The 24,330-nt window shown below is 66.5% G+C and carries 24 protein-coding genes and 1 other RNA gene; 20 read left to right on the top strand and 5 right to left on the bottom strand.

Going from position 1 to position 24,330, the window contains the following annotated elements; all coding sequences use genetic code 11:
• Window positions 1–75: 75 nt before the first annotated feature.
• From GA0116996_RS04465 to GA0116996_RS04510, 10 genes are all read left to right on the top strand, one after another.
• Window positions 76–1,974, top strand: a complete 1,899-nt coding sequence (locus GA0116996_RS04465) for an ABCB family ABC transporter ATP-binding protein/permease (protein WP_092307673.1) — start codon at window positions 76–78, stop codon at window positions 1,972–1,974.
• Window positions 1,975–2,174: 200 nt separating this feature from the next.
• The gene (locus GA0116996_RS04470) at window positions 2,175–3,317 is read left to right on the top strand and encodes an ABC transporter substrate-binding protein (protein WP_208601233.1); all 1,143 of its coding nucleotides are present in this window, start codon (window positions 2,175–2,177) and stop codon (window positions 3,315–3,317) included.
• Window positions 3,314–4,174 carry an ABC transporter ATP-binding protein gene (locus GA0116996_RS04475; protein ID WP_092307677.1) on the top strand — a complete coding sequence of 287 codons (861 nt, stop codon included), beginning with the start codon at window positions 3,314–3,316 and terminating at the stop codon, window positions 4,172–4,174. The genes GA0116996_RS04470 and GA0116996_RS04475 overlap by 4 nt, the downstream gene beginning before the upstream one ends.
• A 24-nt stretch (window positions 4,175–4,198) precedes the next feature.
• The gene (locus tag GA0116996_RS04480; RefSeq protein ID WP_174549307.1) at window positions 4,199–4,972 is read left to right on the top strand and encodes an ABC transporter permease; all 774 of its coding nucleotides are present in this window, start codon (window positions 4,199–4,201) and stop codon (window positions 4,970–4,972) included.
• A gap of 45 nt (window positions 4,973–5,017) precedes the next feature.
• Entirely contained in the window at window positions 5,018–5,962 is a 945-nt protein-coding gene (locus GA0116996_RS04485; protein WP_092307679.1) for a LysR family transcriptional regulator, read from the top strand.
• 117 nt (window positions 5,963–6,079) lie between these two features.
• Entirely contained in the window at window positions 6,080–7,387 is a 1,308-nt protein-coding gene (locus GA0116996_RS04490; RefSeq protein ID WP_092307681.1) for a Glu/Leu/Phe/Val family dehydrogenase, read from the top strand.
• 267 nt (window positions 7,388–7,654) lie between these two features.
• Window positions 7,655–8,554, top strand: coding sequence for a glutamate/aspartate ABC transporter substrate-binding protein (locus GA0116996_RS04495; RefSeq protein WP_092307683.1), 900 nt, complete (start codon window positions 7,655–7,657; stop codon window positions 8,552–8,554).
• 63 nt (window positions 8,555–8,617) lie between these two features.
• The gene (locus GA0116996_RS04500) at window positions 8,618–9,346 is read left to right on the top strand and encodes an amino acid ABC transporter permease (protein WP_092307685.1); all 729 of its coding nucleotides are present in this window, start codon (window positions 8,618–8,620) and stop codon (window positions 9,344–9,346) included.
• Window positions 9,347–9,355: 9 nt separating this feature from the next.
• Entirely contained in the window at window positions 9,356–10,039 is a 684-nt protein-coding gene (gene gltK, locus GA0116996_RS04505) for a glutamate/aspartate ABC transporter permease GltK (protein ID WP_092307687.1), read from the top strand.
• Window positions 10,036–10,770, top strand: a complete 735-nt coding sequence (locus GA0116996_RS04510; RefSeq protein WP_092307689.1) for an amino acid ABC transporter ATP-binding protein — start codon at window positions 10,036–10,038, stop codon at window positions 10,768–10,770. Before gltK ends, GA0116996_RS04510 begins: the two co-directional genes overlap by 4 nt.
• 79 nt (window positions 10,771–10,849) lie before the next feature.
• Here GA0116996_RS04510 and GA0116996_RS04515 read toward each other — a convergent pair whose 3' ends face one another.
• Window positions 10,850–11,680, bottom strand: coding sequence for a class II glutamine amidotransferase (locus GA0116996_RS04515; RefSeq protein WP_062796820.1), 831 nt, complete (start codon window positions 11,678–11,680; stop codon window positions 10,850–10,852).
• A 156-nt stretch (window positions 11,681–11,836) separates the two neighbouring features.
• Here GA0116996_RS04515 and GA0116996_RS04520 point away from each other — a divergent pair, with 156 nt between their 5' ends.
• The 5 genes from GA0116996_RS04520 to rnpB all read left to right on the top strand — a co-directional run bounded on the left by GA0116996_RS04520 (window position 11,837) and on the right by rnpB (window position 16,519).
• Complete coding sequence (locus GA0116996_RS04520; protein WP_062796822.1) at window positions 11,837–12,910, top strand: tartrate dehydrogenase; 1,074 nt, start codon at window positions 11,837–11,839, stop codon at window positions 12,908–12,910.
• Window positions 12,907–14,214, top strand: coding sequence for a glycerate kinase type-2 family protein (locus GA0116996_RS04525; RefSeq protein WP_092307691.1), 1,308 nt, complete (start codon window positions 12,907–12,909; stop codon window positions 14,212–14,214). The genes GA0116996_RS04520 and GA0116996_RS04525 overlap by 4 nt, the downstream gene beginning before the upstream one ends.
• 45 nt (window positions 14,215–14,259) lie before the next feature.
• Complete coding sequence (gene pyrC, locus GA0116996_RS04530; protein ID WP_092307693.1) at window positions 14,260–15,294, top strand: dihydroorotase; 1,035 nt, start codon at window positions 14,260–14,262, stop codon at window positions 15,292–15,294.
• Between the two features lie 4 nt (window positions 15,295–15,298).
• Window positions 15,299–16,135 carry a DUF3025 domain-containing protein gene (locus GA0116996_RS04535; protein ID WP_092307695.1) on the top strand — a complete coding sequence of 279 codons (837 nt, stop codon included), beginning with the start codon at window positions 15,299–15,301 and terminating at the stop codon, window positions 16,133–16,135.
• A 43-nt stretch (window positions 16,136–16,178) separates the two neighbouring features.
• Window positions 16,179–16,519: RNase P RNA component class A (rnpB, locus tag GA0116996_RS04540), an RNA gene on the top strand.
• 55 nt (window positions 16,520–16,574) lie between these two features.
• On the opposite strand, the gene GA0116996_RS04545 is transcribed toward rnpB, so the two are convergent.
• The gene (locus GA0116996_RS04545; protein WP_092307697.1) at window positions 16,575–16,997 is read right to left on the bottom strand and encodes an OsmC family protein; all 423 of its coding nucleotides are present in this window, start codon (window positions 16,995–16,997) and stop codon (window positions 16,575–16,577) included.
• Window positions 16,998–17,719: 722 nt separating this feature from the next.
• Between GA0116996_RS04545 and rplM the strand changes: the two genes are divergently transcribed.
• The 4 genes from rplM to erpA all read left to right on the top strand — a co-directional run bounded on the left by rplM (window position 17,720) and on the right by erpA (window position 19,779).
• Window positions 17,720–18,148, top strand: a complete 429-nt coding sequence (rplM, locus tag GA0116996_RS04550) for a 50S ribosomal protein L13 (protein ID WP_010813907.1) — start codon at window positions 17,720–17,722, stop codon at window positions 18,146–18,148.
• 12 nt (window positions 18,149–18,160) lie between these two features.
• Window positions 18,161–18,553 (top strand): 30S ribosomal protein S9, encoded by a 393-nt coding sequence (gene rpsI, locus GA0116996_RS04555; RefSeq protein ID WP_012351769.1) that lies wholly within the window; start codon window positions 18,161–18,163, stop codon window positions 18,551–18,553.
• Window positions 18,554–18,812: 259 nt separating this feature from the next.
• Window positions 18,813–19,310: a bactofilin family protein gene (locus tag GA0116996_RS04560; RefSeq protein WP_092307699.1), complete on the top strand. Its 498-nt coding sequence runs from the start codon at window positions 18,813–18,815 to the stop codon at window positions 19,308–19,310.
• Between the two features lie 100 nt (window positions 19,311–19,410).
• The gene (gene erpA / locus GA0116996_RS04565; protein WP_010813904.1) at window positions 19,411–19,779 is read left to right on the top strand and encodes an iron-sulfur cluster insertion protein ErpA; all 369 of its coding nucleotides are present in this window, start codon (window positions 19,411–19,413) and stop codon (window positions 19,777–19,779) included.
• Window positions 19,780–19,840: 61 nt separating this feature from the next.
• Here the strand turns inward: erpA and GA0116996_RS04570 are convergent, their stop codons facing one another.
• Window positions 19,841–20,638, bottom strand: a complete 798-nt coding sequence (locus GA0116996_RS04570; RefSeq protein ID WP_092307701.1) for a phytanoyl-CoA dioxygenase family protein — start codon at window positions 20,636–20,638, stop codon at window positions 19,841–19,843.
• Between the two features lie 89 nt (window positions 20,639–20,727).
• Between GA0116996_RS04570 and GA0116996_RS04575 the strand changes: the two genes are divergently transcribed.
• Window positions 20,728–21,642 carry a LysR family transcriptional regulator gene (locus tag GA0116996_RS04575; protein WP_092307703.1) on the top strand — a complete coding sequence of 305 codons (915 nt, stop codon included), beginning with the start codon at window positions 20,728–20,730 and terminating at the stop codon, window positions 21,640–21,642.
• On the opposite strand, the gene GA0116996_RS04580 is transcribed toward GA0116996_RS04575, so the two are convergent.
• Window positions 21,630–22,718 (bottom strand): anhydro-N-acetylmuramic acid kinase, encoded by a 1,089-nt coding sequence (locus tag GA0116996_RS04580; protein ID WP_221221495.1) that lies wholly within the window; start codon window positions 22,716–22,718, stop codon window positions 21,630–21,632. The genes GA0116996_RS04575 and GA0116996_RS04580 overlap by 13 nt on opposite strands.
• A gap of 50 nt (window positions 22,719–22,768) precedes the next feature.
• Window positions 22,769–24,160, bottom strand: coding sequence for a M23 family metallopeptidase (locus GA0116996_RS04585; RefSeq protein ID WP_092307707.1), 1,392 nt, complete (start codon window positions 24,158–24,160; stop codon window positions 22,769–22,771).
• Window positions 24,161–24,330 lie beyond the last annotated feature (170 nt).

Raw genomic sequence — 24,330 nt, forward strand, 5'->3', positions numbered from 1 at the left:
CCGCGACGAAAAACCCTTCGCCTGCCGCGCAATGCGATTCCTGCGACAATCGCGCATTGGCCCGAATTCTAACGTATGCGCCGCTATTCCACGACCGCCGAGCAGGCCCCCGACCCCGCCTCGGTCAAGCTCTTTCCCGGCCAGCGCGCCCCCCGCAGCGACTGGCAGACCGTCCGCAACCTGCTGCCATACGTCTGGCACTACAAGTGGCGCGTGATGCTGGCGCTCGCGTGCCTGGTCGCGGCCAAGGTGGCCAACCTGGGCGTGCCGGTGCTGATGAAGCGCCTGATCGACAGCATGAACATCGCCGCCGGCGACCCGCGCGCGCTGCTGGTGGTGCCGGTCGGGCTGATCGTCGCCTACGGCATGCTGCGCCTGTCGGCGACGCTGTTCACCGAGTTGCGCGAAATCCTCTTCTCCAAGGTCACGCAGAGCGCCGTGCGCGAGATCGCGCTGCAGGTGTTCCGGCACCTGCATGCGCTGTCGCTGCGCTTCCACCTGGACCGGCAGACCGGCGGCATGAGCCGCGACATCGAGCGCGGCACGCGCGGCATCCAGTCGCTGATCTCGTACTCGCTGTACAGCATCCTGCCCACGCTGGTCGAGATGGCGCTGGTGATCGGCTTTTTCGTGCTGCACTACGACATCTGGTTCGCGGCGATCACCGGCTGCGCGCTGGTCAGCTATATCGTCTTCACCATCGTCGTGACGGAATGGCGCACGCATTTCCGCCGCAAGATGAACGAGCTGGACTCGCGCGCCAACCAGAAGGCGATCGATTCGCTGCTGAACTTCGAGACCGTCAAGTACTTCGGCAATGAGGAATACGAAGCCCGGCGCTACGACGAGAACCTGCTCAACTACCGCGCCGCGGCGATCCGCTCACAGAATTCGCTGTCTTTCCTGAACTTCGGCCAGCAGGTCATCATCGCGGTCGGGCTGATCCTGATCCTGTGGCGCGCCACCGTGGGCGTGGTCGATGGCAAGCTGACGCTGGGCGACCTGGTGCTGGTCAACACGCTGATGATCCAGCTCTATATCCCGCTGAACTTCCTCGGCGTGATCTACCGCGAGATCAAGCAGGCCACTACCGACATGGACCGGATGTTCGTGCTGCTGGGCACCAACCAGGAGGTGGCCGACTCCGCGGGCGCGCAGCCGCTCAAGGTCAACGGCGCGCAGGTGCGGTTCCGCGACGTGCGCTTCGGCTACGAGCCGGACCGCACCATCCTGGATGGCGTGGATTTCGATATCGCGGCCGGCACCACGACCGCCGTGGTCGGCCACAGCGGCTCGGGCAAGTCGACGCTGGCGCGGCTGCTGTTCCGCTTCTACGACGTCAACAGCGGCGCGATCGAGATCGACGGGCAGGATATCCGCGCCATCACCCAGGACAGCCTGCGCCGCGCCATCGGCATCGTGCCGCAGGACACCGTGCTGTTCAACGACAGCATCTACTACAACATCGCCTACGGCCGCCCGGAAGCGACCCGCGACGAAGTCATCGCCGCGGCGCAGGCGGCGCAGATCGACGCCTTTATCCGCGAACTGCCGCAGGGCTACGACACGCCGGTAGGCGAGCGCGGCCTGAAGCTGTCCGGCGGCGAGAAGCAGCGCGTGGCGATCGCGCGCACGCTGCTGAAGAACCCGCCGGTGCTGGTGTTCGACGAGGCCACTTCCGCGCTGGATTCGCGCACCGAGCAGGCGATCCAGGCCGAGCTGATGCGCCTGGCGCAGAACCGCACCACGCTGCTGATCGCGCACCGGCTCTCCACGGTGGTCCATGCCGACCAGATCCTGGTGATGGACCACGGCCGCATCGTCGAGCGCGGTACTCATGCCGAGCTGATGCGCGCGGGCGGGCGCTATGCCGAGATGTGGGACATCCAGGCGCGCGCCGCCGCCAGGGGCGGCGACGCCGTCGGCGGCGAGGCGCTCGCACTCGACGTGGGCGACGCCACCCAGGACGCCTGAGCCGCTATCCGCCGCGCCGGCTTGCACCAGGGCGCGGCGCGGATTGTCGGCAATCGCTGCCGACGATGCCGCTGCGGCAATCGCCGCGCCCATTTCTGGTTCGACAATCGCGCGCGGGCACGCCCTGAAACGGGGCCTGCAAGGCTGGCATGTCCCTTGCGGACGGATCCCTCCGAAATCACTATCCACGGAGAGATGCCATGCCCCAATCCCGCGCTGCGCAAGTGTCGCCCGACGTTTTTACGGCTGTCAGCGAGAACGCCAGTAACCCCGCCGCACGTCCGTCCCGTGCTCCGGCACGCCGCCGCCTTCTGAAGCTGGGCGCGATGCTCGGCACCAGCCTGGTGCTGTCGACACAATTCGCCGGTGCTGCCCATGCGCAGGCCGCGGCCACCAAGGTCAGGTTCCAGCTCGACTGGCGCTTCGAAGGGCCGGCGGCACTGTTCCTGCTCGGCGAGCAGAAGGGCTACTACAAGGCCGAAAAGCTCGAAGTCTCGATCGATGCCGGCAATGGCTCGGGCAACGTGGTCAACCGCGTGGCCTCGGGCACCTATGACATGGGCTTCGCCGACATGTCGTCGGTGATGGAATTCTACGGCAACAATCCGGATGCGAAGAACAAGCCGGTGGCCGTGATGATGGTCTACAACAACACGCCCGCGGCCATCCTGGCACTGAAGAAGTCGGGCATCCGCGCGCCGAAGGACCTGGCCGGCAAGCGCCTGGGCGCGCCGGTATTCGACGCCGGTCGCCGCGCCTTCCCGATCTTCGCCCGGGCCAACGGCCTGCAGGCATCGTCGTTCAACTGGCAGGCGATGGACCCGACGCTGCGCGAAACCATGCTGGTGCGCGGCGACCTCGATGCCATCACCGGCTTTTCGTTCACGTCGGTCCTGAACCTGAATGCGCGCGGCGTGAAGGACGAAGACATCGTGGTGCTGCCATACCCGCGGTTCGGCGTGAAGCTGTACGGCAACGCCGTGATTGCGTCGGAGGAATTCATCAAGAAGAACCCGGAGGCGGTGAAGGCATTCCTGCGTGCCTTCAGCAAGTCGGCGCGCGACGTGATCGCTCGTCCGGAAGAGGGCATCCGCGCGCTCAAGGTGCGCGACGGCATCATCGACGAGAAGCTGGAAACGCGCCGGCTGAAGCTGGCGCTGGACAGCGTGGTCAGGTCGCCCGACGCCAGGGCCGAGGGCTTTGGCCGCATCAGCAAGCCCCGCCTGTCGCTGATGGCCTCGCAAGTGGCCGATGCCTTCGGCACCAAGGGCCGTATCAACGCCGATGCGCTGTGGACCGACGCGTACCTGCCGAGCGCGGCCGAACTGGATGTGCTGCGATGATGGCGCGCCTGGCTGAATCCATGCCGGCCGCCGCGACTGCCGCGACTGCCGCGACCGCGCCCGTCGAGCCCTTCGTCGATTTCAACCGGGTCTGGCTGGCCTATGACGACACGCTCGCGCGCCAGGGCGAGTTCGCGGTGGAAGACCTGTCGCTGCAGGCCGCGCCGGGCGAGTTCATCGCCATCGTCGGCCCGTCCGGCTGCGGCAAATCCACCTTCATGAAGCTGGCCACCGGCCTGAAACCCGCCACGCGCGGCATCGTCAAGGTTGCCGGGCAGAAGGTGAGCGGGCCGCTCAAGCAGGTGGGCATGGCGTTCCAGGCGCCGACGCTGCTGCCGTGGCGCACCACGCTCGACAACGTGATGCTGCCGCTGGAGATCGTCGAGCCCTACCGCTCGACCCTGCGCGCGCGCCGCGACGAGTACGTCGACCGCGCCCGCCGGCTGCTGCATACCGTGGGCCTGGGCGGCTACGAGGACAAATACCCGTGGCAGCTCTCCGGCGGCATGCAGCAGCGCGCGTCGATCTGCCGCGCGCTGATCCACCAGCCGCGCATGCTGCTGCTCGACGAACCGTTCGGCGCGCTCGACGCTTTCACCCGCGAGGAACTGTGGTGCGTGCTGCGCGACCTGTGGCAGGCGCAGCGCTTCAACGTAATCCTGGTCACGCATGACCTGCGCGAGGCCGTGTTCCTCGCCGACACGGTCTACGTGATGAGCCAGCGCCCCGGCCGCATCGTGATGCGCAAAGAGATCGGCCTGCCGCGGCCGCGTGATCTGGAACTGACCTATACCGAGCCCTTCGCCGAGCTGGTGCACGCGCTGCGCGAGAAGATCGGCCATGTGCGCCAACACTGAGGCCAACACCGAGACCCGACGATGATGATGACTTTGACTTCCGCGCAGGAGCGCCGCGTGCAGCGCGTGGCGCCGTGGCTGCTGCTGGCTGCGGTGCTGCTGCTGTGGCAGGGCGCGTGCATGGCCTTCGATGTCTCCGATTTCATCCTGCCGACGCCGTCCGCGATCGTGGCCGCGCTGGTGGACTACGCCGACGTGATCGCCGGCCATGCCTGGCGCACCTTCTGGACCACCATGGTGGGTTTTGCCGTGGCCATCGGCGTGGGCGTGCTGCTCGGGCTGGCGATGGGCTCGTCGCGGCTGCTCTACGCCGCCAGCTACCCGCTGATGACCGCCTTCAACGCGCTGCCCAAGGCCGCCTTCGTGCCGATCCTGGTGGTGTGGTTCGGGCTCGGCGCGGGCCCGGCCATCCTGACCGCCTTCCTGATCTCGTTCTTCCCGATCATGGTCAATATCGCCACCGGGCTGGCCACGCTCGAGCCGGAACTGGAAGACGTGCTGCGCGTGCTCGGCGCCAAGCGGCGCGACGTGCTGTTCAAGGTCGGCCTGCCGCGCGCGCTGCCGTATTTCTTCGCCTCGCTCAAGGTTGCGATCACGCTGGCCTTTGTCGGCACCACGGTGTCGGAGATGAATGCCGCCAACGAAGGCATCGGCTACCTGCTGGTGTCGGCCGGCTCCGCCATGAAGATGCCGCTGGCGTTTGCCGGCCTGGTGGTGATCGCGGTGATGGCGATGGCGATGTACGAGCTGTTCGCGGTGGTCGAGAAGCGCATGACCGGCTGGGCCCACCGGGGCTGAGGCGGTGGCTGGCGAAGCGCCGCGCGCCGGTGGATAATCCGCGTCATGGAAATCAAATGGCTTGAAGACTTCGTCAGCCTGGCCGAGACGCACAGCTTCTCGCGCTCGGCCGAGCTGCGCCATGTCACGCAGCCGGCGTTCTCGCGCCGGATCCAGTCGCTGGAGGCATGGGTCGGCACCGAGCTGATCGACCGCTCGAGCTATCCCACCAGCCTGACCCCGGCCGGCAAGGTGTTCTACGAGCAGGCGCTGGCCATGCTGGCGCAGGTCAGCGAGACCCGCGCGCTGATGCGCGGCCAGCGCTCGGCCAACGCGCAGGTGCTGGAATTCGCGGTGCCGCACACGCTGTCGCTGACCTTCTTCCCGGAATGGCTCAAGGCGCTGGAGCGCAAGCTCGGCACGCTGCCGTGCCGGCTGCGTGCGCTCAACGTCCATGACGCGGTGCTGATGCTGGTCGAAGGCGGCTGCGACCTGGTGATGGTCTACCACCACGCGCGCCAGGCCATCCAGCTCGATCCGGCGCGGTACGACATGCTGGTGCTCGGTACCGAACGGCTGTCGCCCTACAGCGTGCCGGACGCCGCCGGCAAGCCCCTGTTCCGGCTGCCGGGCACCGACAAGAAGCCGGTGCCGTTCCTCAGCTATACGCCCAACGCCTTCCTTGGCCGCATGGTCGACCTGCTGCTGGCCGAAACCGCCGAGGCGCTCAAGCTCGACAAGTGCTACGAGACCGATATGGCCGAGGCGCTCAAGGTGATGGCGCTGTCCGGCCACGGCATGGCCTTCCTGCCCGAAAGCGCGGTGCGCGAAGACGTCGCGGCGGGACGGCTGGTGCGGGCCGAGTCGGCGCGCGGCCTGCCGTTGTCGATCGACATGGAAATCCGGTTGTATCGGGAGAAGCCGGGCGAGAACGGCGGGGAACGGCGCGCCGGGGCACGGCGCAAGCGGCAACTGGTGGACCAGGTGTGGGGGACGTTGACTTCGGCGTAGCGAGGGATTGCTCCAAGGTTATGCGTGTCCTGCATAACCCGATGAACAAACGGCATTGGATTCCGAGCGGCCGCCAGGCCTAAGCTTGCGCCCATCTTCCACCCCGGAACCCACCCGATGTCTTCCGCAGCACCGACCAACATTGCTGGCCAAAAGCACGCACTTCCGTCCTACCTCAACGCCGACAACCTCGGCCCCTGGGGTATCTACCTGCAGCAAGTCGACCGCGTCACGCCCTACCTGGGCTCGCTGGCGCGCTGGGTCGAGACCCTGAAGCGCCCCAAGCGCGCCCTGATCGTCGACGTTCCCATCGAGCTGGATAACGGCACCATCGCCCATTTCGAGGGCTACCGGGTGCAGCACAACCTGTCGCGCGGCCCGGGCAAGGGCGGTGTGCGCTTCCACCAGGACGTGACGCTGTCCGAGGTGATGGCGCTGTCGGCCTGGATGTCGGTCAAGAACGCGGCGGTGAACGTGCCGTACGGCGGTGCCAAGGGCGGCATCCGCGTCGACCCGCGCACGCTGTCGCAGGCCGAGCTGGAACGCCTGACGCGCCGCTACACCAGCGAAATCAACATCATCATCGGGCCGAGCAAGGACATCCCGGCGCCGGACGTCAACACCAACGCACAGGTGATGGCGTGGATGATGGACACCTATTCGATGAACTCGGGCAGCACCTCGACCGGCGTCGTGACCGGCAAGCCGATCTCGCTGGGCGGCTCGCTGGGCCGCCACGAGGCCACCGGCCGCGGCGTGTTCGTGGTCGGCTCCGAGGCCGCGCGCAATATCGGCCTCGAAGTCAAGGGCGCGCGCGTGGCGGTGCAGGGCTTCGGCAACGTTGGCGCCGTGGCCGCCAAGCTGTTCCATGAGGCCGGCGCCAAGGTGGTGGCAGTGCAGGACCACCGCACCACGCTGTTCGACCCGGCCGGCCTGGACGTGCCGGCGATGATGGAATACGCCTCGCACAGCGGCACCATCGACGGTTTCCGCGGCGAAGTCCTGCGCAGCGAGCAGTTCTGGGAAGTCGACTGCGACATCCTGATCCCGGCCGCGCTGGAAGGCCAGATTACCGCCGAAAACGCGCCGAAGATCACGGCAAAGCTGGTGATCGAGGGCGCCAACGGCCCGACCACGCCGCAGGCCGACGACATCCTGCGCGAGCGCAATATCCTGGTCTGCCCGGACGTGATCGCCAACGCCGGCGGCGTGACCGTGTCCTACTTCGAATGGGTGCAGGATTTCTCCAGCTTTTTCTGGACCGAGGAAGAGATCAACCAGCGCCTGGTACGGATCATGCAAGAAGCCTTCCGGGCAATCTGGCAAGTGGCACAGGAAAACAAGGTGACGCTGCGCACGGCGGCGTTCATCGTGGCCTGTACGCGGATCCTGCAGGCGCGCGAAATGCGCGGCCTGTACCCCTGATCGGGGCAGGCAGGCCCGGGTCGAGGCACTCGTATGGTGCAGTGCAATAAATCGCCCCGGACCCCGGCTTCATGACCGTCAGACGCGGTCTCCGGCAAGCGCCGGAGGCCGCGTTGTCGTATCCGGACGCGCTGCGCACGGATTGCCCCGAAGTGGGGTTCTAGGAGAAAACCCAGTTGTATTGCGGCGGATGCTGCGCAATACTGTTTCACCAGTGGGGGTTTTATTCTTAGAATCCCGCTTTCTCTTCATGGTCAAGGAGATGTTATGAATTTCGCCAAGTTGGCTGCCCTGATGATTGCCGGGGGCGTAATGTGCGGGACGGCACAGGCAGCCGAACAACTGACGGGCACGCTGAAGAAGATCAAGGACACCGGCGTCATCACGCTCGGCGTGCGCGAATCGTCGATTCCGTTCAACTACAACCTGGGCGGCGTGCGCCAGGTCGGCTATTCCTACGATATCAACATGAAGATCGTGGAAGCCATCAAGGACCAGCTGAAGCTGCCGAACCTGCAGGTCAAGGAAATCCCGATCACCTCGCAGAACCGCATCACGCTGCTGCAGAACGGCACCATCGATATCGAGTGCGGCTCGACCACCAATAACCTGGAACGCCAGAAGCAGGTCGCCTTCACCAACTCCATCTTCATCATCGGCACGCGCATCATGGTGAAGAAGGACGCCGGCATCAAGGACTGGGCCGACCTGAAGGGCAAGAACGTCGTCACCACCGCCGGCACCACGTCGGAGCGCCTGCTGCGCAAGATGAACGACGAGCAGAAGCTGGGCGTGAACATCATCAGCACCAAGGACCACGGCCAGTCGTTCCTGACGCTGGAATCCGGCCGCGCGGTCGCCTTCATGATGGACGACGCGCTGCTGTACGGCGAGCGCGCCAAGGCCAAGAACCCGGCCGACTGGATCGTCGTGGGCAAGCCGCAATCGCGCGAGTCCTACGGCTGCATGATCCGCAAGGACGACCCGCAGTTCAAGAAGCTGTCCGACACCGTGATCTCCGGCATGATGAAGGACGGCTCGGTCAACACCCTGTACACCAAGTGGTTCATGCAACCGGTTCCGCCCAAGGGCCTGAACCTGGACTTCCCGCTGTCCGAAGACATGAAGACGCTGATCAAGGCGCCTAACGACAAGGCGCTGGACTGACCTGCCGTTGACAGCACTGCGAAACGGAAGGCTCGTCCTTCCGTTTCTTTTTGAGGACGCAACATGAACTACAACTGGCATTGGGGAGTTTTCCTCGAACAGGCCGCCCAGAACGAGACCTACCTGGACTGGATGATCTCTGGTCTCAAGGTCACGCTCGCGCTGGGGCTTTCGTCCTGGGTCATTGCCCTGGTCATCGGCTCGGTGCTCGGCGTGCTGCGCACGGTGCCGAACAAATGGCTGGCCGGCATCGCCGCCACCTATGTCGAGATTTTCCGCAACATCCCGCTGCTGGTGCAGCTGTTTATCTGGTACTTCGTCGCGCCCGAGCTGCTGCCCGGCGGCGAGGCGATCAAGCAGATGAACCCGTTCGCGCAGCAGTTCCTGGCCGCCATGCTGTGCCTGGGCACGTTTACCGCCGCGCGGGTCTGCGAGCAGGTGCGCTCCGGCATCAACTCGCTGGCGCGCGGGCAGAAGAACGCCGGCCTGGCGATGGGCTTCACGCTGCCGCAGACGTACCGCCACGTGTTGCTGCCGATGGCGTTCCGCGTGATCGTGCCGCCGCTGACCTCCGAGTTCCTGAATATCTTCAAGAACTCGGCGGTGGCGTCGACCATCGGCCTGCTGGAACTGGCCGCGCAGGGGCGCCAGCTGGTGGACTACACCGCGCGTCCGTATGAATCGTTCATCGCGGTCACGCTGATGTACGCGCTGATCAACGTCACCGTGATGCTGGTGATGCGCTGGGTCGAGGCCCGCACGCGCGTGCCCGGCTTCATCGGCGGCAAGTAAGGGGGCGCCATGGCTTATTCCTTCGATTTCACCTCGATCAACCCGGCCACGCTGCATGTGCTGGGCGAGGGCATGATGGTCTCGCTCAAGATCACCGTCACCGCGGTGGTGGTCGGCATCATCTGGGGCACCATCCTTGCGATGATGCGGCTGTCGTCGTTCCGGCTGCTGAACTGGTTCGCGCAGGGGTACGTGACCATCTTCCGCTCGATCCCGCTGGTGATGGTGCTGTTGTGGTTCTTCCTGATCATCCCGCAGGTATTGCAGGGCATCTTCAACCTGTCGCCGGCGACCGACCTGCGCATGACCTCGGCGCTGGTGGCGTTCGCGCTGTTCGAGGCCGCCTACTACTCCGAGATCATCCGGGCGGGGATCCAGAGCGTGTCGCGCGGGCAGATGTTTGCCGCGCAGGCGCTGGGCATGACCTACGGGCAGACGATGCGGCTGGTGATCCTGCCGCAGGCGTTCCGCAACATGGTGCCGCTGTTGCTGACGCAGGGCATCATCCTGTTCCAGGATACGTCGCTGGTGTACGTGAGCGCGCTGGCGGACTTCTTCGGCCAGGCCTACGGCATCGGCGAGCGTGATGGCCGCATCGTCGAGATGCTGCTGTTCGCCGGCCTGGTGTACTTCATCATTTGTTTCTCCGCTTCGCTGCTGGTCAAGCGTTATCAGAAAAAGGTGGCTGTATGATCGAAATTAATAACGTTTCCAAGTGGTACGGCTCCTTCCAGGTGCTGACCGACTGCACCACCAAGGTTGCCAAGGGGGAAGTGGTGGTGGTGTGCGGCCCGTCGGGCTCGGGCAAGTCCACGCTGATCAAGACCGTCAACGCGCTCGAGCCGTTCCAGAAGGGCGACATCCTGGTCGACGGCACCTCGGTGGGCAATCCCAAGACCAACCTGCCCAAGCTGCGCTCGCGCGTGGGCATGGTGTTCCAGAACTTCGAGCTGTTCCCGCACCTGTCGATCACCGAGAACCTGACCATCGCGCAGATGAAGGTGCTTGGCCGCTCCAGGGACGAGGCCATGGCCAAGGGCATGAAGTACCTGGAGCGCGTGGGCCTGAAGAGCCAGGCGGAGAAGTACCCCGGCCAGCTGTCGGGCGGGCAGCAGCAGCGCGTGGCGATTGCGCGCGCGCTGTCGATGGACCCGATCTGCATGCTGTTCGACGAGCCGACCTCCGCGCTGGATCCGGAAATGGTCAACGAAGTGCTGGACGTGATGGTGCAGCTGGCGCAGGAAGGCATGACCATGATGTGCGTGACCCACGAAATGGGCTTCGCGCGCAAGGTGGCCAACCGCGTGATCTTCATGGACCAGGGCAAGATCGTCGAGGATGCCGACAAGGAAGAGTTCTTCGGCGATATCGAGCACCGCTCGGAGCGCGCCAGGCAGTTCCTGTCGAAGATCCTGCATCACTGAACGGACTGGCGGCCACGACTGGCAGCCATATAAAAAAAAGGGACGCCTCGGCGTCCCTTTTTCCTTTGTGCCGGATGGCTCAGGTGCAGGCCGTATTGGCCGCGTTCTTGGCCTGGACCTCGGGCGGGATCGGCACGGTCAGCGTCATGGTCGGGCGCCCGTGCTCGAACATGATCAGCTCGCCGGGGGCGAACTGGGTCCAGGTCTCGTTGTCGGTCAGCGGCGCGGTGGCGATCACGGCGACGCGGTCGTCCGGCGTGGTCACCTGCGCGAAGTCGATCGACAGGTCGGCGTCGATCAGGTGCGCGGTCGAGAACGGCCATTGCCGCACGATGTAGTAGAGGCGGGTCGAGCAGTGGGCAAACAGCGCCTGCCCGTTGCACAGCAGGTAATTGAACACGCCGTGCAGCGTGATCTCGCGGGTGATGTCGGCCAGCGCGTGGCCCAGCTCGTTCAGCGGCGGCTGCGAGCCCGGGAAGCGCTTGCGCAGGCCCTGCATCAGCGTGCAGAAGGCGAGTTCGCTGTCGGTGTCGCCCACCGGCTGGTAGACGCCGGACAGGAACGGGGTGAAGCCGTGCAGGTCGCCGTTGTGGGCAAAGATCCAGTGCCGGCCCCACAGCTCGCGCATGAAGGGGTGGCAGTTTTCCAGCAGCACGGTGCCCTGCGTGGCCTTGCGGATATGCGAGATGACGTTCTTGGACTTGATCGGATAGCGCTTGATCAAATCCGCCACCGGCGAGGTGCCGGCGGACTGGTTGTCGATGAACAGGCGGCAGGCCTTGTCTTCGAAGAAGGCGACACCGAAGCCGTCGGCGTGGTGGTCGGTCAGGCCTCCGCGCGCGGCAAAGCCGGTGAAGGAGAACGTCACGTCGGTCGGCGTGGCGCAGTTCATGCCTAGCAGCTGGCACATGTCGGGGCACCGGTCGGCAGGGGGCTGCCGCTTTGCAATAGAATGCAGGCATTATCCCGCGCGCCCGCGCCGCTGCCAAGCAACCGCGGACGCTCCCCCGCGGTGCCAATGACGCCAGCCACGGCGCCACCATACCTGCTAGCAATCCCGAGAACGATGAGCCAATACAAGATTGCCGTGATTCCCGGAGACGGAATCGGCACGGAAGTCATGCCCGAGGGCATCCGCGTGATGGACGCCGCGGCGCGCCGTTTCGGCATCGACTTCCAGTGGGATCACTTCGATTTTTCCAGCTGCGACTATTACGCCCGCCACGGCAAGATGCTGCCGGACGACTGGTTCGACACGCTGGTGAAGTACGACGCCATCTACTTCGGCGCGGTCGGCTGGCCCGACACGGTGCCCGATCACGTCTCGCTGTGGGGCTCGCTGCTGCAGTTCCGCCGTTCCTTCGACCAGTACGTGAATCTGCGCCCGGTGCGGCTGATGCCGGGCATCCGCAGCCCGCTGGCCGGCCGCCAGCCAGGCGATATCGATTTCTACGTGGTGCGCGAGAACACCGAAGGCGAGTATTCCAGCATCGGCGGCCGCATGTTCCCCGGCACCGAGCGCGAGATCGTGGTGCAGGAAACGGTGATGAGCCGCACCGGCGTCGACCGCATCCTGAAGTTCGCCTTTGAACTGGCCCAGAAGCGCCCGAAAAAGCACCTTACCTCGGCGACCAAGTCCAACGGTATCTCGATCACGATGCCGTACTGGGACGAGCGGGTCGAGGCCATGGCGGCGCATTACCCCGGCATCAAGGTCGACAAGTACCACATCGACATCCTGACCGCGCATTTCGTCCAGCATCCGGACTGGTTCGACGTGGTGGTGGCGAGCAACCTGTTCGGCGACATCCTGTCCGATCTCGGGCCGGCCTGCACCGGCACCATCGGCATTGCGCCGTCGGGCAACATCAATCCGGACCGCACCTTCCCCAGCCTGTTCGAGCCGGTGCACGGCTCGGCCCCGGATATCGCCGGGCGCGGCGTGGCCAACCCGATCGGGCAGATCTGGTGCGGCGCCATGATGCTGGAGCACCTGGGCCATGACGAGGCCGGCGCCGCCGTGCTCGGCGCGATCGAGCAGGTGCTGGCGGCCGGGCCGGAGCACGCGCCGCTGACGCGCGACATCGGCGGCAAGGCCGGTACCGCCGACCTGGGCCGCGCCATCGCGGAGGCGCTGTGAGCGCCGCGTTCGCGGGGGACGCCCGCGCACTGCTGCTCGAGACCTTCCATGCCGCGGTGGCGGCGGCCGACCCGCTGCAGATCGTCGCGCAGCACCTGCCGCCGCCGCACGCCGGCGGCCGCACGCTGGTGGTGGGCGCGGGCAAGGCCGCTGCGTCGATGGCCGCGGCGGTCGAGCGCGCCTACGCCGGCAAGGCAACGCTGGAGGGGCTGGTGGTCACGCGCTACGCGCACGGCATGCCGACCGACCATATCCGCGTGATCGAGGCCGGCCACCCGGTGCCCGACGAGTCGGGCGAGCAGGCCGCGGCGGAGATCCTGGCCGCGGTGCAATCGCTGACGCCGCAGGACCGGCTGCTGGTGCTGGTCTCGGGCGGCGGCTCGAGCCTGCTGTCGCTGCCGGCCGAGGGCATTCCGATGGCCGACCTGAAGGCGACCACCCGGGAATTGCTGCGTTGTGGCGCGCCGATCACCGACATGAATATCGTGCGCAAGCATATCTCGCGCATCCAGGGCGGCCGCCTGGCGCAGGCGAGCCAGGCGCCGGTGACCACGCTGATCGTCTCGGACGTGGCCGGCGACGATCCCAGCGCGATTGCCTCGGGCCCGACCGTGGCGGACCCGAGCACGTTCGATGACGCGCTGCAGATCCTGCGCCGCTACGGCGCCGAGGTGCCGGCCAGCGTGCAGTCGCACCTGGAACGCGGCGCGCGTGGCGAAGTGGCGGAGACGCCCAAGCCCGGCGACCCCTTGTTCGATCGGGTCGACAACATCATGATCGCCACCGCCCACGGCAGCCTCGAGGCCGCCGCCGCGCTGTTCCGCCGGCGCGGCATCACGCCGGTGGTGCTGGGCGATACCGTGACCGGCGAGGCGCGCGAAGTGGCCCGCGTCTATGCCGCGCTGGTGCGCGAGATTCGCGCGTACAATGCGCCGTTCGCCACGCCCGTGGCGCTGATTTCCGGAGGTGAGTGCACGGTCACTTTGCCGGCCGGCGGCGGCGCCAGCAAGGCGCGCGGCGGGCGCTGCTCGGAGTTCCTGCTGTCGCTGGCGGTCGAACTGGCAGGCATGCCCGATGTGTACGCCATCGCCGCCGACACCGACGGCATAGACGGCTCGGAAGACAATGCCGGTGCGCTGGCCGACCCGACCACGCTGGCGCGCGCCGAGGCCGCCGGGTTGCCCGGCCAGCGCCAGCTAGACGCGCACGATGCCTGGGGCCTGTTCGAAGCGATCGGCGACCTCGTGGTCACCGGCCCCACGCGCACCAACGTCAACGACTACCGCGCCATCCTGATTCTCTGATTTCGACGAACGCCGGCCGCCGCCGCGGCCGGCCCCAAGCTAGCCATGACCCAGAAGCTCACCATCACCCGCCCGGACGACTGGCACCTGCACCTGCGCGACGGCGCGGCGCTGGCCGCCGTGCTGCCCGACACCGCCCGCCAGTTCGCCCGTGCCATCATCATGCCCAACCTGAAGCCGCCGGTAACCACGGTGGCGCAGGCACAGGCCTATCGCGCCCGCATCCTGGCGGCGCTGCCGGCCGGCATGCAGTTCGAGCCGCTGATGACGCTGTACCTGACCGACAACACCAGCGCCGAGGAAATCGCCGTGGCCAAGGCCAGCGGCTTCGTGCACGGCGTCAAGCTGTACCCGGCAGGTGCCACCACCAACAGCGACGCCGGCGTGACCGATATCCGCCGCTGCTATCCGGCGCTGGAAGCGATGCAACGCGAAGGCCTGCCGCTGCTGGTGCACGGCGAAGTGACCGACCCGGCCATCGATATCTTTGACCGCGAGGCCGTGTTCATCGAGCGGGTGATGACGCCGCTGCGCCGCGACATGCCTGAACTGAAGGTGGTGTTCGAGCACATCACCACCAAGGATGCGGCACAGTACGTGCGCGACGCGAGCGGCCCGGTCGGCGCCACCATCACCGCGCACCACCTGCTCTACAACCGCAACGCCATCTTCACCGGCGGCATCCGGCCGCACTACTATTGCCTGCCGGTGCTCAAGCGCGAAACCCACCGCGAGGCGCTGGTGGCGGCCGCCACCTCGGGCAGCGAGCGCTTCTTCCTGGGTACCGACAGCGCGCCGCACGCGCGTGGCCTGAAGGAACATGCCTGCGGCTGCGCCGGCTGCTATACCGCGCTGCATGCGATGGAGCTGTATGCCGAAGCCTTCGACGCCGCCGGCGCGCTCGACAAGCTGGAAGCCTTCGCCAGCTTCAACGGCCCGGCATTCTACGGCCTGCCGCGCAACACCGGCACGCTGACGCTGGAGCGCGAGGACTGGGAACTGCCGGCCGAGCTGCCCTACGGCGACGCCACGCTGGTGCCGCTGCGCGGCGGCGAGACGCTGCGCTGGAAGGCACGCTGAAGCCTTGCGCACGCAGCAGACCGCGGCCGGCGAGCACTTCGCCGCCGCGCTGGCCGGGATCGACTGGTCCCGGCCGTGGTTCCAGCCTTTTGCCGCACACGGCGCCGCGCTGGCGGCGGCAGTGCAGGGCGGTGCCGACCTGCGCAGCGGGCTTGATGCACGCGCCGCGGCACTGGACCTGCGCAATGCGCGCGGGCTGCCGCTGCGCTTTGTCGCCGAGCACGCCTTGCCGGACGGCAGCGCCTATGAAGCGCATATCCATGCCACTGGCGAAGTCCCTACCCGCCACAATCTCCACGACTTCTTCAACGCGCTGGTCTGGCTGCATTTCCCGCAGGCCAAACGCGCCCTCAACCAGATTCAGGCCGAGGTCATCGCCCGCGATGGCGTAACGACCACGCGCGGCGGCGTGCGCGATGCGGCGACGCTGTTCGACGAGAACGCGGTGCTGTTCCTCGGCACCGACCAGGGCATGACCGCGGCGCTCAGGGGGTTTGCGTGGGGGCGGCTGTTCGTCGATGGTCGGTCCCGATGGGACATGGACTGCGCGGTGGTGCCGTTCGGCCACGCCTTGCTCGAAAAACTGGTGCAGCCGTACAAGTCGGTGACGGCGCATGCCTGGCCACTGCCGCTGGTGCCCGGCGATCCTGCGCTCGATGCGGTGCTTGCCGGGTCACTGCTGTCCGCGGCCGATGCCGGCGCGTTGCGGGGCGGACGCAGCTTTGCGCCGCTGCCGGTGATGGGCATCCCGGGCTGGTGCGAAGACAACGCGGACCCGGACTTCTATGCCGATGCCACCGTATTCCGCCCCGGCCGGCGCCGCGACCGGGAGGCCGGCTGACGCCCCGGCAGGCGGGCGCAATCGGTGTTAGACTGCGGGCCGCAAAGCAGGCCAGGCAACCGCTGCCTGCACCGCAAGGTGCAGGGGGAGGAAAGTCCGGACTCCACAGGGCAGGGTGTTGGCTAACAGCCATCCACGGTAACGTGCGGAATAGGGCCACAGAGACGAGTCTTGCCGCCGGGTTCGCCCGGCGGGAAGGGTGAAACGCGGTAACCTCCACCTGGAGCAATCCCAAATAGGCAGGCGATGAAGCGGCCCGCTGAGTCTGCGGGTAGGGAGCTGGAGCCGGCTGGTAACAGCCGGCCTAGAGGAATGGTTGTCACGCGCCGCGCGCCGCAAGGCGGGCGGGGCGCACAGAATCCGGCTTATCGGCCTGCTTTGCTTCAGTCATCGGCACGACCCGGCGCCCGCGCGGCGCACCGGGCCGGCCAAACTTCCCTCAGCCTTCGACGATTTCCAGCGTGTGCGTGATCTCGGCCGTCTTGGCCAGCATGATCGACGCCGAGCAGTACTTCTCGTGCGACAGCTTGATCGCGCGCTCGACCGTGGCGGGGTTGAGATTCTTGCCGGTGACCACAAAATGGAAGTTGATGCGGGTGAACACCTTGGGATCTTCGCCGGCGCGTTCGGCCTGCAGCTGCACGCTGCAGCCCGTAACGTCCTGGCGGCTGCGCTTGAGGATCAGCACCACGTCATAGGCGGTGCAGCCGCCCGTGCCCAGCAGCACCATTTCCATGGGCCGCGGGGCCAGGTTGTGGCCACCACCTTCGGGGGCGCCGTCCATGGCAACGATATGGCCGCTGCCGGTCTGGGCGACGAAGCTCATGCCGTCGGCGCCCAACCATGTTACTTTGCATTCCATTTTGTTCGTTCCTGTGCTGTGTTTTGTCGGTTTGCGATCACAAGCGCGTGATCTCGAATCTTGCTTTTCCCAGTATATGGCAAGGTCAAGTTCGGGGCATCGACGCCGATAACCTTAGAAAACCTGAGGGTTTCCTCTAATATGTCGTCGGGATGATACGTTCGTTTGGTCTGTTAGTTGTTGATTTTTAAGGAATTGATTCACAACGGATCAGTCCCGGTAACGTTTCGTAATACGAAATCACATTTCGCACTGCAAATTTCCCTTGCATCCGGACAAACCCTAGGTATAATTCCAATCATTGAACGACGGCGCAGACAGCGCGCCAGAGTGCGAAAGCGAAGCCCCCGGCCAAGCCCGCCGCACCGCCCGCAGGTCCCTCCGTCGATCTCCAGGTGTCTCCTCCACCCTCCTCCTTTGGTGGATTCAAACCCAAGCTCGAACGCTTGGGTTTTTTTTCGCCTGAACCAATCGCGCCGGCCTCACAAGTGCGTTGAACGGCCCGGGAGCAAAGTCCATCGGCGTCGATCTTGACGAAAATCTCAGTCTTTGCTTGTGCGCTCGCCACGGCCGCCAGTATAATCGAGGGCTTTTCCGTCATGCCCGCGGAAGAAGAAGACAGCAGGACCCGGCCACCCCCGTGGCGGCCACAAGACTTGCAGGGGCGAGCACAAGCCTTCGCGAGTCGGATTACGGGCACGAACCAATAGTCAGGAAAAATCATGAAGACCTTTTCCGCCAAGCCTCATGAGGTAAAGCGCGACTGGTACGTGATTGACGCGACGGACAAAGTCCTCGGCCGTGTTGCCAGCGAAGTGGCACGCCGTCTGCGCGGCAAGCACAAGCCGGAATTCACTCCGCACGTCGACACGGGTGATTACATCATCATCGTCAATGCAGCCAAGCTGCGTGTCACGGGTACCAAGGAAACGGACAAGAAGTACTATCGCCATTCGGGCTACCCGGGCGGTATCTACGAAACGACGTTCGGCAAGATGCAGCAGCGTTTCCCGGGCCGTGCCCTGGAAAAGGCTGTGAAGGGCATGCTGCCGAAGGGTCCGCTGGGCTACGCGATGATCAAGAAGCTGAAGGTTTACGCCGAAGCCGAGCATCCGCACGAAGCGCAGCAGCCCAAGGCGCTGGAAATCTAAGGAGGCCAATCCATGATCGGTAACTGGAATTACGGTACTGGCCGCCGCAAGAGCGCTGTGGCACGTGTCTTCATCAAGTCGGGCAAGGGCGACATCGTCGTCAACGGCAAGCCCATCAAAGAGTATTTCGCTCGCGAAACCTCGCTGATGATCGTGCGCCAGCCGCTGGAACTGACCGCTCACGCTGAAACGTTCGACATCAAGGTCAACGTCACCGGCGGCGGCGAAACCGGCCAGGCCGGCGCAGTGCGCCACGGCATCACCCGCGCCCTGATCGACTACGACGCGACCCTGAAGTCGGCCCTGTCGAAGGCAGGCTACGTCACGCGCGATGCACGTGAAGTCGAGCGTAAGAAGGTCGGCTTCCACAAGGCGCGTCGTCGCAAGCAGTTCTCGAAGCGCTGATGCGTTTTCGCGGATCCCGCCTGTGCCGGATCTTGCGAAACCAGAAAAACCGCACGCTGGCCGTGCGGTTTTTTTTCGCTCGCGGGCTACGGAACCGGCGCCGTGCTGCCGTCATAGTGAGCAGTCTGCCATACTTTTGTGGGGTATCCGGCCGCACGCGGCTACAATCACGCCCTGTCGCCGACGGCAAGTCCGGCTTGCCGGCGCGGTTGCGCCACGGGCAGGCCAGCCTGGCACGAACGAGAGAGGAGTGAGAGTCATGCTGTTTTCCAAGAAGAAGGGCCTTTCGATCGACACGCTGATTGGCGAGGACACCGCCATCGACGGCGACCTGGTGTTTGCCGGCGGCCTGCGCCTGGACGGACGCGTGCGCGGCAACGTGACCGCGGCGCCGGGCAAGCCCAGCATGCTGGTGGTGAGCGAGAAGGGCATGGTCGAGGGCGAAATCAGCGTCGGCCACCTGGTGCTGAACGGCACCGTCAAGGGCCCGGTGCAGGCCGCCGACCTGCTGGAGCTGCAGCCGCAGGCACGGGTGCTCGGCGACGTGCGCTATGCTGCGCTCGAAATGCACCAGGGTGCACTGGTCGAAGGTCGCCTGATGCCGATGGTGCAGGGCGAGGTCAAGGCGTTGCCGAACTTGATGGAGGCCGCGCCCGCGGACGAAGTGACGGAAGCGACTGAAGCGGCCGATAACGAACCGGCCGCCGCAGGCGAAACTCCCGCGGTCGGGGCCAGTCCCACTGCAAAGGCCGCATAGCGGCGACTTCGTTGGTCGGAACCCCTTGAAAACACAAGGTTTCGGCACGATTTCCCAGTAGCGCTTAGAATACAGGCGTATCTAAACAGGAGAACACCCCATGAACGCAGTCGCAGAGGCACCCGTTACCGAGGACGTGCCGGCACCGTTCGTCTTTACCGACAGCGCCGCCGACAAGGTCAAGCAGTTGATCGAGGAAGAGGGCAATGCCGAGCTGAAACTGCGCGTGTTCGTGCAGGGCGGCGGCTGCTCCGGCTTCCAGTATGGCTTCACCTTCGACGAGGAAGTCAACGAAGACGACACCACCATGGTCAAGAACGGCGTCACCCTGCTGATCGATTCGATGAGCTACCAGTATCTGGTCGGCGCCGAGATCGACTACAAGGAAGACATCAACGGCGCGCAGTTCGTGATCAAGAACCCGAATGCTTCGACCACCTGCGGTTGCGGCTCGTCGTTCTCGGTCTGAGCGATCCCGGTCTCAACAAAAAAACGCACCTTCGGGTGCGTTTTTTGTTGTCCGCGCCGGCTTAGCGCGGCGCGCGCCAGACCACCGGGAACCAGTCTTCGCGCATGCGCTCGCCGGTTTGCTGGCCGATGCCGGGGAACGGCGGCGAGGTGCGTCCGGGGCGCTGCATGAAGCGCACGTCGTCGCCGAGGAAACGGGCCGAGAACGCCCGCCGCCGCCCGGTGCCGGTATTGCCGGCGGCACCGTGCACGGTGCGGAAGTCGAACACCACCGCATCGCCCGGCTCCAGTTCCGGGGCCAGCAGCGTGTGGCTGCCGTCCTCCACGTCCGGCATCTCCATGAAGGCGTCGTCGCCGCCGTAGAAGTTCTCGTTGCTGGCCCAGCGCTTGGGCCGCACCAGCCGCGGCCAGCGGTGCGAGCCGGCCACCACGCGCAGTGTGTTGGCCTGCGTGACGGGGTCCAGAGGAATCCAGTAGCTCGCGGTCTGGGTGCCGTCGACGCAGTAGTAGGGCAAGTCCTGGTGCCATGGGGTCGGCTTGGCGGTGCCGGGCTCCTTGACCAGGATGTGCTCGTGGAACACCTGCACCGCCTGCGACTGCATGATCCGTCCGGCGATGCCGGCCGCGGCCGACTCGCGGATAAAGGCGGCGAACGGTGCGATGCGCTGCCAGTTGCAATAGTCCTCGAAGAAGCGCCCACCCTCCCCGGCGCGCACGTTCTCGATGGCAAAGGGGCCGGGCTCGGCCAGGTTCTGCGCGAAGCCTTCACGCAGGCGCTCGACCCAGTCGGTAAAGGCGCCGCGCAAGACCAGTACGCCGTCGCGCTGGTAGGTGTCGATCTGTTCCGGGGTGATGTCCATGGCGATAGGTGTGGGGGCGATGGGCCCAGTATCGCCATGCGCGTGGGATAGGAAAAGCATATATTTCCTATGTTGCGATATAGGAAAACATGATCCCCTTCTCATTCCGCCAGCTCGAGTATTTTGTCGCCGCCGCCGAGCACGGCAGCATCAGCGCGGCGGCTCGGGCGCGCCATGTGTCGCAGCCGTCGGTATCGACCGCGATCGCCCAGCTGGAGGGCACGCTGGGCGAGCCGCTGTTCAGGCGGCAGGTCAGCCGCGGGCTGTCGCTGACCCCGGCCGGGCAGCGCCTGCTGGGCAAGGCCCGCGACGTGCTGGCGCTGGCCGCGGGGCTTGCCGCCGACGATGGCGCCGGCCGCGGCCTGAGCGGCCAGCTGTCGCTGACCTGTTTCCAGGACCTGGGCCCATACTTCGTGCCGCGCCTGCTTGCGGGACTGCGCGAGCGCCACCCCGGCATCTCGGTGACGCTGTTCGAGGCCGACCTCGCCACCGTTCATCGCACCTTGCACGCCGGCAAGGCTGAGCTGGCGCTGACCTACGAACTGGGACTCGACGCCCGCACCGAGCGCCGTACGCTGGCAGAGCTGGCGCCCTACGCGTTGATCCCGGCTGCCCATCCGCTGGCAGGCGGCGCCGATGTCAGCCTGGCCGACCTGGCCGGCGAGCGGCTCATCCTCGAAGACATTCCCCAGACCCGCGAGTACTTCCTGTCATTGTTCTGGGCGCATGGGCTGCGCCCGGCGCTGCACCAGTACACGCAGACCTTCGAGATGCAGCGCGGGCTGGTGGCGCATGGCTATGGCGTGGCGCTGTCGTGCACGCGGCCCGCGGGCGACCACAGCTACGACGGCGTGCCGATCGCCTGCCTGCCGCTGCGCGAGCCGGTGACGCCGCAGCGTGTGGTGCTGGCGCATTCGCCGGCCATGCGGGCGTCGCCGCTGGCGCAGGCGTTCATGGATTGGGTCGATGCAGGGGAGGGCGGCGCCGGGGTTCAGCGCGGGTAGATCGCGCCCAGCACGCGCGGCCCGGCGGCGCCGGTCACGGTGGGGACGTTGCCGGGCAGGCGCAGCAGGCACTGGCGCGCCAGCCAGGCAAAGGCGATGGCTTCGACCTGCGACACCGGCACGCCGTAGTCGTCGGAGGTCTCGATGGCCACGCCAGGCAGGGCCTGCGCCAGCCGCGCCATCACGAAGGCATTGCGCGCGCCGCCGCCGCAGACGATCAGCCGCCGCGCGGCGGGCGCGCTGGCGCGCACGTCGCGCGCGATGGCCTCGGCGGTCAGTGCCGCCAGGGTGGCCTGCACGTCGGCTGGCGCGAGCTGCGCAAACGCCGTCAGCCGGGCTTCCAGCCAGCCGGGATGAAACAGGTCGCGACCGGTGCTCTTGGGCGGCGCCGCGCTGAAATAGGGCTCGGCCAGGCACTGCGCCAGCAGCGCGGCGTCGACGCGCCCGCTGGCGGCCCAGTCGCCGTTGCTGTCGAAGGCCAGTCCGCGGTGGCGGCCGATCCAGTAGTCGAGCAGCGCATTGCCCGGCCCGCAGTCGAAGCCGCTGACGGGGCCGTCCGCAGCCGGCAGGATGCTGATGTTGGAGATGCCGCCGATATTGCAGGCCACGCGGGTCTCGGCGTCGCTGCCGAACAGCGCGTGGTGCAGCGCCGGCACCAGCGGTGCGCCCTGTCCGCCGGCGGCGAGGTCGCGGCTGCGGAAGTCCGCCACCACGTCGATGCCGGCCAGCTCGGCCAGCCGCGCCGGATGCTGGCTCTGGCGGGTATAGCCGATGCCGTCGTAGAGGCCGGGCCGGTGGCGGATGGTCTGGCCGTGGGCGCCGATGGCGGCGACCGAGGCGGCATCGATGCGCGCCTCGCGCAACAGCGCGGCGACGCAGTCGGCGTACACCTGCGCCAGCGCGTTGGCCGCCAGGGCTTCGCGGTGGATCTCGTCCTCGCCCGGCTGCTGCAGGGCGCCGAAGGCGGCGCGCAGCGTGTCGGGGAAGGGCTGGCTGGCGGCCGCCAGCACCGCGGGGCGCGCGCCGCTGAAATCGACCAGCACCGCATCGGCACCGTCCATGCTGGTGCCGGACATAATGCCGATATAGCGTTCGCTGCCGGGCACGGGGATCACGGTGGACGCGGTCAGTTGGCGGCGGTCAGCACGTTGTAGGTGCGCAGCGCGTTGATGCGGCTGAGCAGCCCGCTGGTGTAGGTCAGGAATTCCTGGCGCGACTTGCCGGTCAGCGCGGGCGATTCCATCAGCGTGATGGTCAGCGGGTTCTGCGGCACGTCGTTGAAGCGGAACTCGTAGTGCAGGTGCGGGCCGGTGGCCCAGCCGGTCGCGCCGACATAGCCGATCAGCTGGCCCTGACGCACCGTCTGCCCCTGGCGCATGCCGGCAAAGCCGGACAGGTGCGCGTAGTAGGTGGAGTAGCCGTTGGGATGCGACAGGATGATGATGTTGCCGTAGCCGTTCTGCTGGCCGACGAACTCGACCACGCCGTCGCCGGTCGCCAGCACCTTGGTGCCGGTGGGGGCGGCGAAGTCGACGCCCTTGTGCTGGGCCCAGTCGTGATGCAGCGGATGCTCGCGGCCGCCGAAGCCCGACGACACGCGCGAGAACTCCACCGGCGAGCGCAGGAACGGCCGCTTCATGCTGCGCCCGTCGAAGGTGTAGTAGGCCCCGCCGTCCTTGCTGCCCTCGGGAGCGAACCACAGCGCCTGGTGCAGCTGGTTGCGGTTGATCAGTTCGAGCGCGACCACGCGGCCGTTGCGCACGAAGGTGCCGTCGCGGAAGCCCGCCTCATAGATGATGCGGAAGCGGTCGCCGGCGGCGATGTCATGGTGGAAGTCGATCACGCCGGAGAAGATCGACAGCATCTGCTGCACCACTTCGTCGGGCACGTTGGCCGCGTCCATGGCCTTGAAGAAGCCGCCGGAGGAAATCGCGCCCGAAGCCATCTCGTAGTGCACGTCGTTGTCGACGCGCTGCACCTTGGCTTTGTAGGCGGCGGCGGTGTCGCCGCTGGCGGCGCGCACGCGCTCGATCACCAGCTCGCGCGAGGCCGCGGCGTCGCCGCCCAGGTTGGCCTGCAGCGACACCAGCGTGTTGCTCTCGTCGATTTCCGCCTGCACCGCCTGGCCCGGGTTCAGGTTGAACAGGCCGCGCGCGGTGGGGTTCTTGACGATGAACGCCTGCGCGTCGGCATCGTCCACGCCCAGGCGCTTGAGCAGGCTGGCAATGGTGTCGCCGCGCTGCATGCGCTCTTCGCGCACGTACACGGCCTGGGTATCGGTGAGCTGTTCGAGCTGTTCGCGCACGTCGGGCATGCGCAGGGCCTGCTGGGTGCGGGGCGCGCGCGGATCGTCGTAGGCGCTGCGGGGCGCGACACCCATGGCCGCGGCCATGCCGAGCGTGAAGATCGCACCGACCGAGGCCGTCAGTTGTTTGCGCCGCCGCGCATGCTGGGGATTGGTCGGATCGACCAGCACCACCAGCTCACGCGCGAAAACTTCGCGGAGTCTGGACCACATCACGTAAAATTCAACCTTGGTCTGAGCCCGCTGCCGGGGACGATGTGTCTCGTCTGCCTTCCTCCCCCGAGGTGCGGCGCGTGCTGTCAGTATTCAGTAATCTTGGCCGCCTGCCTTGCTGTGCAAAGTGACGGGTGGCGCACCGGAAAGGCTTCCGCAGGCGCCCGGAA

This window comes from Cupriavidus alkaliphilus (assembly GCF_900094595.1).
Taxonomy (GTDB): Bacteria; Pseudomonadota; Gammaproteobacteria; order Burkholderiales; family Burkholderiaceae; genus Cupriavidus; species Cupriavidus alkaliphilus.

Bases quoted from the DNA above. Each gene is read 5' to 3' on its own strand.
- GA0116996_RS04570 (WP_092307701.1), bottom strand. From the start codon at position 20,638: ATGGACATCACCCCGGAACAGATCGACACCTACCAGCGCGACGGCGTA.
- GA0116996_RS04490 (WP_092307681.1), top strand. From the start codon at position 6,080: ATGTCTTCCGCAGCACCGACCAACATTGCTGGCCAAAAGCACGCACTT.
- GA0116996_RS04545 (WP_092307697.1), bottom strand. From the start codon at position 16,997: ATGGAATGCAAAGTAACATGGTTGGGCGCCGACGGCATGAGCTTCGTC.
- rplM (WP_010813907.1), top strand. From the start codon at position 17,720: ATGAAGACCTTTTCCGCCAAGCCTCATGAGGTAAAGCGCGACTGGTAC.
- GA0116996_RS04585 (WP_092307707.1), bottom strand. From the start codon at position 24,160: ATGTGGTCCAGACTCCGCGAAGTTTTCGCGCGTGAGCTGGTGGTGCTG.
- pyrC (WP_092307693.1), top strand. From the start codon at position 14,260: ATGACCCAGAAGCTCACCATCACCCGCCCGGACGACTGGCACCTGCAC.
- gltK (WP_092307687.1), top strand. From the start codon at position 9,356: ATGGCTTATTCCTTCGATTTCACCTCGATCAACCCGGCCACGCTGCAT.
- rpsI (WP_012351769.1), top strand. From the start codon at position 18,161: ATGATCGGTAACTGGAATTACGGTACTGGCCGCCGCAAGAGCGCTGTG.
- GA0116996_RS04480 (WP_174549307.1), top strand. From the start codon at position 4,199: ATGATGACTTTGACTTCCGCGCAGGAGCGCCGCGTGCAGCGCGTGGCG.
- GA0116996_RS04510 (WP_092307689.1), top strand. From the start codon at position 10,036: ATGATCGAAATTAATAACGTTTCCAAGTGGTACGGCTCCTTCCAGGTG.
- GA0116996_RS04470 (WP_208601233.1), top strand. From the start codon at position 2,175: ATGCCCCAATCCCGCGCTGCGCAAGTGTCGCCCGACGTTTTTACGGCT.
- GA0116996_RS04515 (WP_062796820.1), bottom strand. From the start codon at position 11,680: ATGTGCCAGCTGCTAGGCATGAACTGCGCCACGCCGACCGACGTGACG.
- GA0116996_RS04485 (WP_092307679.1), top strand. From the start codon at position 5,018: ATGGAAATCAAATGGCTTGAAGACTTCGTCAGCCTGGCCGAGACGCAC.
- GA0116996_RS04580 (WP_221221495.1), bottom strand. From the start codon at position 22,718: ATGTCCGGCACCAGCATGGACGGTGCCGATGCGGTGCTGGTCGATTTC.
- GA0116996_RS04465 (WP_092307673.1), top strand. From the start codon at position 76: ATGCGCCGCTATTCCACGACCGCCGAGCAGGCCCCCGACCCCGCCTCG.
- GA0116996_RS04495 (WP_092307683.1), top strand. From the start codon at position 7,655: ATGAATTTCGCCAAGTTGGCTGCCCTGATGATTGCCGGGGGCGTAATG.
- erpA (WP_010813904.1), top strand. From the start codon at position 19,411: ATGAACGCAGTCGCAGAGGCACCCGTTACCGAGGACGTGCCGGCACCG.
- GA0116996_RS04475 (WP_092307677.1), top strand. From the start codon at position 3,314: ATGATGGCGCGCCTGGCTGAATCCATGCCGGCCGCCGCGACTGCCGCG.
- GA0116996_RS04500 (WP_092307685.1), top strand. From the start codon at position 8,618: ATGAACTACAACTGGCATTGGGGAGTTTTCCTCGAACAGGCCGCCCAG.
- GA0116996_RS04520 (WP_062796822.1), top strand. From the start codon at position 11,837: ATGAGCCAATACAAGATTGCCGTGATTCCCGGAGACGGAATCGGCACG.
- GA0116996_RS04560 (WP_092307699.1), top strand. From the start codon at position 18,813: ATGCTGTTTTCCAAGAAGAAGGGCCTTTCGATCGACACGCTGATTGGC.
- GA0116996_RS04575 (WP_092307703.1), top strand. From the start codon at position 20,728: ATGATCCCCTTCTCATTCCGCCAGCTCGAGTATTTTGTCGCCGCCGCC.